We start from the raw sequence: 9,523 nt of genomic DNA, 5'->3' as shown, positions 1-9,523 counted from the left end.
AAGCCTTCGAGAATTTCAGCTCGTCCTCAGCCGTCAGCATCGGGTATTTCCGTATGTCCTGCAGATAGCGGGAGAGGTTATCTTCTGGCGCAAATTTCAGCATCGCGAGAGCCATAGGACACTCCTGTTGTTTGGAGACGGCTCGGTAAAGCACCCGCCTACTCAAAAATAGTCAAACTCGTTGACCCTCTATGAATTGGGATTAGTAATTCGTCTCTTCACGAAGCGGAGATCGTCTCTAATGGAGCAGTAACCATTCAGTGATGACTGCCAATATCGAACAAGTTCCAATCCAGAAAAATTATCCAGTCAAAGGTGTTCTTCTAAACAGTCACCGATTAATGGGCTGCTCACGCGCTATATTAATATGTATCAGTCGAGATCGGCTTTAACCGCTTTGCACAGACTTTCCGCGAATGACACCTGCCCGCAACGCGGCAGCAGCCCGACGCTCCCGCCCAAGCCAGACGTCGGAAGCGCATTGCTCATATTGTGCCAAAAGCTGCAGCTCGAGCAGATAGCACGGGGACGGTCTAACCCTTTCATCGACGAGCTGATTCGAGCGACCAATCGTCCCTGATGGGCGAAGGCCCCGCAGTATCTCCGATACCCTCTGCTTTTCCTCTTCCGTCGGCGGCGGCCGCCGCCGTGCACTACTGGCCTGCTTCCGGCTCCATCGATCTGTCGCCATGCTGACAACACCTCCACGACAATCTGCGACCGCTTCTCCGACAGTGCACCGCCTCAGGTCAGGCAAGGCTCCCTGGAGAAGAAATTCGTATCCAAGCGGCACCACATAAAGAACATAACAGGAACATCGTGGCTCGACAACTGCTTTAAGCCCGTTCGTTTTATGTTTCTTACGACGGAAGAATTTTGAGATCTTGCTACCCTAGAGAAACCTCATCTTCAGCCGCAACCGTCGGAGCGCGGCAAAACGGTTCCTAGCAAGCGATCAGCGGGTCAGCGCGCGTCCGACGCCGGGCTCGCGGTGCCTTGGCTCTTAGCCCATGACAGAGCCCCTGTGTGATGACAAAGGACGATATGGCTTCCTAGGGATCTAAGCGGGTCATCTATGCCGCGCTCGCCGGCAATATGATGATCGCCGTGTCGAAATTCGCAGCGGCCTGGCTGACCGGAAGTTTCGCGATGCTCAGCGAAGCTATCTATTCGCTCGTCGATACCGGCAATCAGGGCTTGCTGCTGCATGGCATGCGCCAAGCGGCTAAGCCCCCTCAGTCGAGCATTCGTTCAGGCACGGGCTGAAGCTGTATTTCTGGACCTTCATCGTCGCCATCTTGATTTTCGGATTGGGAGCGGGTGTCGCGTGGTGGAAGGTATCAATAAGATCCTCAATCCCTATCCACTGGGAAACCAGATCATCAGCTATGGTGTGCTGGCCGTGGGGGTAGTGTTCGAGGGGCTGACCTGGCTGGTCGCGTTGCGGGAATTTCGGGGCAGTAAGGGCCAGCGCCGCTGGATCGACGCCATCAAGTATTCGACCTTCCGGTGACGGACGGCGTTGCCTCGGTCGTCATCGGCCTCCTCCTGGCTATCACCACTGGACTGCTTGCCTCTGAGAGCCAGAGCCTGCTGACTGGCGAGGGCGTGCAGCCTGAGGTCAGGGCGAGCCTGCGGCGTCTAGCGGAGGCCGAGCCAGGGGTTGTGCGGCTGAACGAATTGCCGACCATGCATTTCGGCCCAAGAGACGTGCTGGTGGCGCTCAGCCTGGACTTCGAAGACAAGCAACCAGCCTCCGCCATCGAGCAAACGGTGAGCCGACTGGAGCAACGCATCAAGACAGCGCACCCGGACGCGACGCGGGTCTTCGTCGAGGCGCAAAGTTTCGAAGCGAGCCGACGCGCGGCAATTCCACAGTCTTCGTGCCCATGAAGCCGTGATCATTCGATAGCACCTTGCCTGGGAAGACGAGCGCGTTGCTCCAATATGCTGATTTCAATTTATCCCATTATCCACAAATTTTTTTCAGATCGATCTAGATAACGCACGACACCTACCTATTTGCACCGATGGCGTAGATTACAAATCTCGCGAACAGAGGGAGGCAGGAATGACCAAACATCCAAATGGGTGAGCTATTTTAGTATGGGTAGCACGAGGCGCTACGCCTCCAGACACCGCATTCAGGGCAGGATCGCCATTGCCCTCTTCAACTGCCGCTCATCATTCGGATGTCCAGTCCGCCGTCAACGAGGCCATGCGCATTTTGTCGAGCGGCTTGTCCCATGGTCGCCAGCCTTGGATTCTGTCTCAGGGACATCTATTGGGCCCTGATGACATTCAACTCGCTCATGGACGCACACCGTCGCATCTCACCACCATGACGCATTATTGAACGCATTACCACAAATGGGACGGCACCTAATTCCTTTCATCTAGGCTTCTGCTTCAAGGTTTTGCTTTGCCGAACCGTTATCGATAGAGCGGTGCGAAAGATGTTCGTAGCGCGGTGCCCGATGTCACAGCCATTAGTGCGATTACTACAATCTCTCAGAGAGTTGATTGCACGCCAATCGCCTTTCTTCCCGACTGACTATGATGCAGCATAGCCACGCGGACCGGCGGGAGGTAAGGAGTTTGCACCTCTTCCAGGCGGTCCATGGCTATCCAAATAATGTTGGCTCTTTTCACACATCGCCGGTCGGCGCTCGTTCGGGTTTTTACTGGGGATGATCACTCCGATCTAGCTGCTTTTGAATAAGCGACCTCTATTCGGTCTTGCCGGCGTTATCGTCACTGCCTTGGCGAGCGAGCTTAATGACCAGGTTGGGTCAATCGCTTTGCCGGATATTCAAGGTGGGTTGGGGCTTAGCCATGATCCGGCGACGTGGTTCACCAGCCTATATATATCCGGTGCCTGTTTCGGCATGGCTATCTCGCCCTGGTGGTCGGTCACGGTGTCGTTCCGCCGTTTTATATTCTTCGTGATCGGGCTGATGAGTGTCACGACACCCCTTGTTCCCTTCGCACCGAACCTCACGATCCTCTATGGCCTGAGATTGCTGCAAGGTATCAGCGGCGGGTTCGTCATTCCGATGTTGATGTCGGTCGCGCTTCGCGTCCTGCCGCCCGCCATCCGGCTCTATGGGCTGATCGCCTACGCATTGACGGCGACCTTTTTTCCTAATCTCAGCGCGCCAATCGCTGCCCTTTGGACCGATCTTGTCGGCTGGCGCTTCGTCTTTTTCCAGGTCATCCCGCTTGGCACCTTGGCGGCGGTTTTGTGCTGGTACGGCATGCCGAAGGATCCTCCGCAATATGCGCGGCTGAAAAAAATAGACTGGCGGGGCATGCTTCTCGCGGCGATTGGCACGGGCGCTTTGACCACGATGCTGCTACAGGGCGACCGCTACGACTGGTGGAATTCGTCCCTCATTTGCGTTCTCGCTCTAGTGGCCGCCGTGGCGTTGCCGCTGCTGATGATCAACGAATGGTTTCATGAAGTTCCACTCTTCAAGCTTCAGCTTCTGTCGCGTCGTAATCTTGCCTATGGCGGCATCACGCTTTTCTGCTTCATCCTCATTGGCTCCTCCTCTTCGACATTGCCCTTTACCTATCTGCAGGAGGTGCAGCAGTTCCGGCCGGAACAGCTTTTCTATCTGTCGGCGATCATTGCGGCTTTGCAGCTGATTTTTCTTCCGACGGTCGCGCGGATTCTGGATTTCGCCTGGGTCGATGCGCGGGTCCTAAACTTCATCGGTTTTAGCTTCATCCTGGCCGCCTGTATCGGCGATAGTCTGCTGACCAGCGCCTGGAACGCCTCCCAGTTCGTGCTTTGGCAGGTCTGTCAGGCGGCGGGCGACGCCCTCGTGGTGATGCCGTTGCTGATGATGGCGACCAACAGCATTCAACCAGCGGAGGGACCTTTCGGTTCCGCGCTGTTCAATACGCCGCGTGGTGTCGCAGAAGCCGTCGGGCCCTGGCTGTTGCAGCTGATGACGCGCTGGCGTGGCTCGCTCCATTCCGACCGCATCACCGATCAGATGGGCCAGGACCGCTTTCGGCTGATCCAGGCGCAGGTCGTGGACCCCCGCTATCCGGCAGCGATGCTGCCCGACGGCATTCCACGCTCGGTCGGCGCGGTGTCAGCCCTGTCCACGGCCGTGAAAACGCAGACCCAGGTCATGGTGCTGAGCGACACCTTTGTCGTCATGGCCGGGATCGTCGTTTTTCTGATGATCATTCTGCTCATCCTCCCGCAACGCACCTACCCTCCCCGTATCACTCTGGCCTCGAAGTAACGGCAATGTCCGACACATCTAAAGACAATGACCGCGACGGGGATGAAGATGCGCCCCGCGCGAAGCGGAGCCCGATCTGGCCCTGGCTGCTCGCCGGCGTCATCATCATCGGATTCATTGTTACCGTGCTGGCTGTCATCTTCATCCCTAACCCAAATGCCTGGACGGATGATGCCTATGTGACGGCGCATTACGGCACGATCGCGCCACGCGTATCGGGTCAGGTTGCGACCGTCGATGTGCGCGACAACCAGACCGTTCGTCAAGGCCAGATGCTAGCGACGCTCGACCCAAGAGATTTCCAGACCTCGGTGGATCAGGCAGCCGCACAGCTGGCGCGGGATCAGGCACAGGTGATGAACCAAAGCGCCTTGATCGATCGCCAGCCTTCCGAGATCAATCAGAACAGCGCCCAGGGCGACGAGATCCGCGCCCGCATCACGCTCGCGCAGCAGAATGCCGAGCGCTATCGCAACCTTGCCAGCACCGGCGCCGGGCCGCGACAGGCCTGGCAGCAAGCCGAAAGCATGCTGAAGGAGGAAGAGGCCCAGCTCGCCGCCGCCGAGGCCGCATTGGAGGCTTCAAAACACCAGCTTGATGTCCTGAAGGCACAGCACGCAGCCGCCGAGGCGACCGTCCAGGCGGATCAGGCTGCTTTGGACCAGGCCAAGCTCAACCTGTCCTATACGCATATCCTGGCACCGATGAGCGGCATGATCGGCGAAAAATCCGTACAGGTCGGCGATCTAGTCAGCCCCGGGGCTGCCTTGATGGTTGTTGTGCCGCTGGATCGCATCTTTATCGAAGCCAACTACCGGGAGTTGGTTCTGCGGCACGTTCTGCCCGGCCAAGCCGTGCGCATCCACGTCGATGCCTATGGTATTGACCTCAACGGCGTCGTCGACAGCGTGCCGCCTGCCTCGGGTGCGGTATTTGAGCCTGTGGCCCCCACTAATGCCACGGGCAATTTCACCAAGATCGTCCAGCGTTTGCCGATCAAGATCCTGGTTCTGCCGAACCAACCGCTCGCGCGGCTACTGCGGCTTGGCCTGTCAGTTGAGACCACAGTTCATACCGGATTGGCAAATGTCGTCGGTCGCGACTCCAGTGCGGCTTCGGGAACGGCGGCACCGTGATCAGCCGCATCGCCTTGCGCACCGCGATCATCGCGCCACTGCTTGCCGGCTGCACCGTCGGGCCGAATTTTCACGCGCCGCAAACGCAAAGCCCGCAGACTTGGGCCAGCGAGCCGAAAAACGTCGGCAGCACAACCTTTGGCGGCCCAGTTGAGGAAGACTGGTGGAAAAGCTTTCATGATCCGGAACTGGCGTCGCTTGAGGCGCGCCTCGCGCCTCAGAATATTGACCTGCAAACGGCCGCCGAACGCGTGAAACAGGCGGAGGACGTGACGCAGGTCACTGCGTCGCAGGGTCTGCCCCAGGTCAGCGGCACGTCGGAATATACTCGCGAGCGGGAGAGCCCGAATGGTGCCGTGTCGCTCGTGGAGCCGGCACCGGGCGCGCCACTTGCTTTCGATACCTTCGAGAACCTTCTGCAAGCATCCTGGGAGCTCGATCTTTTTGGCAAGGTCGGGCGCGCGACGGAAGCAGCCCATGCCAATACCACGAGTGCTGTGGAAGCCCGCCACGCGATCGCACTGAAGGCGATCGCCGACCTTGCACAGGATTATATGGAGCTTCGCGGCACGCAGGCGCGATTGGCAATTACCGAAGACGACCTAGGCTTGGCACAGCATAATCTTGCCCTCGTCCGCGATCAGTTTGCCAATGGCGTGGCGACGACGCTAGATATTGCCAACGCGGAGGCACAGATCGCGACGATTACTGCTTCCATCACGCCGTTCAGGGAACGGATTTCACGACTGATCAATGCCATCGGTTTTCTGCTCGCTTTGCCGCCCCGCGCTTTGACGGATGAGCTGGCCGAGCCAGCTGCCCTGCCGATGGTGCCGCCGCAGGTGCCTGTCGGGCTGCCCTCCACCTTGCTGCTGCGCCGACCGGACATCCGGGAGGCAGAAGCGAAGCTGCATGCCGCCACCGCCGAAACCGGTGTCGCCGTCGCATCATTCTATCCGGACATCACGCTCGGCGCCCATGCTGGGCTTCAAGGCCTGCAGCTTGGCAATGCTTTCTCTTTACCCGACCTCGAATATACGATTGGCCCGCAAATTACGGTTCCGCTGTTCGAGGGTGGCCGTTTGACGGGAACGCTAAAGCTGCGCCGGTCCCAGCAGAAAGAAGCGGCGCTGGATTATCGCCAGACGGTACTGCAAGCTTGGCAGGACGTGGATAACGCACTTACGGCCTATGCTGACGGTCAAGAGCAGCGCGATCAGCTTGCGAATGCGGTCGACAAGAACCGCACGGCCTTGTTCGCTGCGCGCCAGAACTTCGCGCAAGGGACTGTCGACTTCCTGAACGTAACCGCGGCACAATCCGCGCTTCTCAATAGCCAGGATGCGCTTGCCCAGGCCGACACAGACATCAATGTCGATCTGATCGGACTCTATAAAGCGCTCGGCGGCGGGTGGGCGGTCGTGGACGACGCGCCTCAACCCTAAGCCGAGAGATGGAGCCTAGAGCGTTTCATGTTTTGATTGAAGCGTAACCGGCATTGGCGATGTAATTGGCGCATTCGGCGGGTTGGATCGTTGCGACGAGAGTGCCGATGTGCCGCCAAGTTTCTTCGATGGTGCGTCTCTGTGCATCGCGCATCCAGTGTTTGATCTTGGCGAAGGTCTGCTCGATCGGATTGAGATCGGGTGAATAGGGCGGCAGGAACCATAGCCTGGCGCCTGCGGCCTGGATCAGATGGCGGACGGCAGCGGATTTATGGCTGCCGAGATTGATGGGGTGGACGCCCCCCAACGGCATCTGTGTGCCAGAGTGGTGGTGTTGCAGACCACCAAGGAGGCGTCAGTGGAACAGATTATTACAGTCGGGCTGGATTTGGCGAAGCACGTTTTCCAGGTGCATGGCGCTGACGGTAGCGGTGCAGCCGTGCTTCGGAAGAAGGTTCGGCGCGAGCAGTTGATTGGTTTCTTCGCGGAACTGCCCCGCTGTACGGTCGCGATGGAAGCGTGCGGCGGCGCTCATTACTGGGCACGCGAGATCGGTCGGCTCGGTCACGAGGTGAAGCTGATTGCGCCGGCGTACGTAAAGCCGTTTGTGAAGCGGCAAAAGAACGACATGGCCGATGCCGAAGCGATCTGCGAGGCGGCGCAAAGGCCCACCATGCGGTTCGTGGCGGTGAAGAGCGAAGCGGCGCAAGCGTCGGCGCTGGTGTTCCGTACCCGCGACCTGCTCGTCCGGCAGCGTACCCAGCTGATCAATGCGCTTCGAGGGCATATGACCGAATTCGGGATAGTTGTCGCGCAGGGCCCGATGCACGTGTCCAAGCTGATCGCCGTGGTTGATGACCCAGCCTCAGGCCTTCCCGAGCCAGCGCGCGTCGTGCTTGATGTGCTCATCGCCGAGTTGCATGCGCTCGATGAGCGGGTTCTGAAGCTTGATGCCGAGATCGTGCGCCGGGCGAAAGAAGATGCGGTTGCGAGGCGATTGATGACCATTCCGGGCATCGGCGCGATCACGGCGACAGCGCTCGTCGCCCTGGCTCCCTCAGCGACGACCTTTCGGCGAGGGCGTGATTTCGCCGCTTGGCTGGGGCTCACGCCGGTTCAGCGATCGAGCGGTGGGAAGGAACGGTTGGGTCGCACATCCCGGATGGGCGAGCGCACGCTACGGCGCTTGCTCATTATCGGGGCGAGCGCAGTCGCTGGTTGGGCGTCCCGCAAAGGCGCGGCGCCCGGAACGTGGCTGGCCAGCATGATGGAGCGCAAGCCACCGATGTTGGTACGGGTCGCACTTGCCAACAAGATGGCCCGAACGGTCTGGGCGCTTCTCGCCCATGGCGGGGTCTACCGAGCTCCGGCCGTGGCGGGGTAAGCCGTCAAGGTCGTGGGGTGCCGTGAAGCAGGCTGAGGTCGAAGGAGAGTATGGCGCAACGGTCGTGAGACGGGGTCGGGTAAGCCAGTTCATGGACAAGCGCTATCCAAGCGCGCCAGATTGCTTTGGCCCCGATCCGCGAACTCCCATACGGGCCCGCGGCATGTCACGGCCGCATCAAAGGCCGGACACATGTCAGCACCGAACCGCACGCCACTCGCCATTGAAGATTCCGCTTGCTCCGCAGGGGGCGTCCACACATGTCCATGATGACGATGTCGCCTGGGTTGAGCGTCGGCAGCAATTGCTGTTCGACATAGGCGCGGAAGCAGCGCCCATTGATAGGACCATCGAAGACGCAGGGAGCCGTGAGACCTTGGGCACGGAGCGCGCCGAGAAAGGTCAGGGTGCGCCAATGGCCATGAGGGGCGAAACCCCGGAGGCGAACGCCCTTTGGCCCCCAGCCCCGGAGCAGCGCCATATTGGTCTTGATCCAGGTCTCGTCGATGAAGACGAGGCGGTTGGGATCGATCCCCTGCAGCCAGAGACGCCAGCGTCTGCGTTTAAGCACGATGTCGGGTCTCGCCTGCTCAAGAGCGAAGATCGTTTTTTTTGAAGCGCAGTCCTTCGCGGCGCAGGAAGCGCCAGACTGCGTCGTGCGAGATGGAGATACCGCGTTCGGCCAGTTCTGCCTTCAGCTTGTGCAAGGTCAGCGACGGCATGCTCGATCCGCTCGGCAATAAAGGCGCGATGCGGTTCCAGCACGCGCGGGCGGTTCCCGCCCATGCGGTCGGGCGATACCGAACCGGTCGCGCGATGACGCTGCGACCACTTCACCACCGACGATACCGCAATCCCAAATCGGGCCGCGACCGCCCGGCTCGTCTCGCCGGACTGAACCGCAGATACCACACGCTCCCGCAGATCATTCGATAAGGCTCGGGCCATCGATGCTGACCTCCCTTCAGTCAGCATCTTGAATCACATCAACCCCGCGTCGGGGAATCAAAAATCCGATTCAGAACCAACAGGAAACGCTCTAGGAAGCGCCCCCGCTCGGACCGTCCTGCGTACCGGCACCGGCGGCTCCGGGCGCCGCCAAACCATTCTGGCCGCCAATTTTATGGGCTGATGCCAGATGCGGCGGCTTGTTCATCGCACAGCCGGCAACTGCCAGGGATAGCGCAATTAAACCTAGAGGGTGTCATGCACCTTGCATGAGTATCGCAGCTTGTTTGAGCATATATCCGACGAAGGCAATGACGTGGAATCCGGCCAAGGTGGTCGCAACGCGTT

8 protein-coding genes and 2 pseudogenes are annotated in these 9,523 nt (G+C 59.5%); 7 read left to right on the top strand and 3 right to left on the bottom strand.

The annotated features are described in order from the left end of the window. The coding region (locus ACELLULO517_RS28110; protein WP_406566308.1) for a sigma-70 factor domain-containing protein at positions 1-115 on the bottom strand (115 nt) is incomplete at its 3' end. A gap of 956 nt (positions 116-1,071) precedes the next feature. Between ACELLULO517_RS28110 and ACELLULO517_RS28105 the strand changes: the two genes are divergently transcribed. The 6 genes from ACELLULO517_RS28105 to ACELLULO517_RS28080 all read left to right on the top strand — a co-directional run bounded on the left by ACELLULO517_RS28105 (position 1,072) and on the right by ACELLULO517_RS28080 (position 6,843). Further along, positions 1,072-1,266 carry a cation transporter gene (locus ACELLULO517_RS28105; protein WP_227310825.1) on the top strand — a complete coding sequence of 65 codons (195 nt, stop codon included), beginning with the start codon at positions 1,072-1,074 and terminating at the stop codon, positions 1,264-1,266. A gap of 61 nt (positions 1,267-1,327) precedes the next feature. Beyond that, a complete protein-coding gene (locus ACELLULO517_RS28100; protein WP_227310824.1) occupies positions 1,328-1,513 on the top strand; it encodes a hypothetical protein in 186 nt (61 codons plus the stop codon). Then, positions 1,510-1,893 carry a cation diffusion facilitator family transporter gene (locus ACELLULO517_RS28095; RefSeq protein ID WP_227310823.1) on the top strand — a complete coding sequence of 128 codons (384 nt, stop codon included), beginning with the start codon at positions 1,510-1,512 and terminating at the stop codon, positions 1,891-1,893. The genes ACELLULO517_RS28100 and ACELLULO517_RS28095 overlap by 4 nt, the downstream gene beginning before the upstream one ends. An 821-nt stretch (positions 1,894-2,714) precedes the next feature. Further along, positions 2,715-4,262 (top strand): MFS transporter, encoded by a 1,548-nt coding sequence (locus ACELLULO517_RS28090; RefSeq protein WP_227310822.1) that lies wholly within the window; start codon positions 2,715-2,717, stop codon positions 4,260-4,262. A gap of 5 nt (positions 4,263-4,267) precedes the next feature. After that, a complete protein-coding gene (locus ACELLULO517_RS28085) occupies positions 4,268-5,398 on the top strand; it encodes an HlyD family secretion protein (RefSeq protein WP_227310821.1) in 1,131 nt (376 codons plus the stop codon). Continuing rightward, positions 5,395-6,843 carry an efflux transporter outer membrane subunit gene (locus ACELLULO517_RS28080; RefSeq protein ID WP_227310820.1) on the top strand — a complete coding sequence of 483 codons (1,449 nt, stop codon included), beginning with the start codon at positions 5,395-5,397 and terminating at the stop codon, positions 6,841-6,843. Before ACELLULO517_RS28085 ends, ACELLULO517_RS28080 begins: the two co-directional genes overlap by 4 nt. Before the next feature lie 25 nt (positions 6,844-6,868). On the opposite strand, the pseudogene ACELLULO517_RS28075 reads toward ACELLULO517_RS28080, so the two are convergent. Next, a pseudogene (locus tag ACELLULO517_RS28075) lies at positions 6,869-7,129 on the bottom strand (transposase); the annotation flags it as partial. A 72-nt stretch (positions 7,130-7,201) separates the two neighbouring features. Between ACELLULO517_RS28075 and ACELLULO517_RS28070 the strand changes: the two are divergent. Further along, positions 7,202-8,227 (top strand): IS110 family RNA-guided transposase, encoded by a 1,026-nt coding sequence (locus ACELLULO517_RS28070; RefSeq protein WP_227310819.1) that lies wholly within the window; start codon positions 7,202-7,204, stop codon positions 8,225-8,227. Between the two features lie 253 nt (positions 8,228-8,480). Here ACELLULO517_RS28070 and ACELLULO517_RS28065 read toward each other — a convergent pair. Next, positions 8,481-9,175 (bottom strand): annotated as a pseudogene (locus tag ACELLULO517_RS28065) (IS630 family transposase); the annotation flags it as partial. Positions 9,176-9,523 lie beyond the last annotated feature (348 nt).

Source organism: Acidisoma cellulosilyticum (genome assembly GCF_020621385.1).
Taxonomy (GTDB): Bacteria; Pseudomonadota; Alphaproteobacteria; order Acetobacterales; family Acetobacteraceae; genus Acidisoma; species Acidisoma cellulosilyticum.
This window is presented reverse-complemented; position numbering and strand designations above follow the sequence as displayed.

Coding starts and splice junctions, on each gene's coding strand:
- ACELLULO517_RS28085 (WP_227310821.1), top strand. CDS start 4,268: ATGTCCGACACATCTAAAGACAATGACCGCGACGGGGATGAAGATGCG.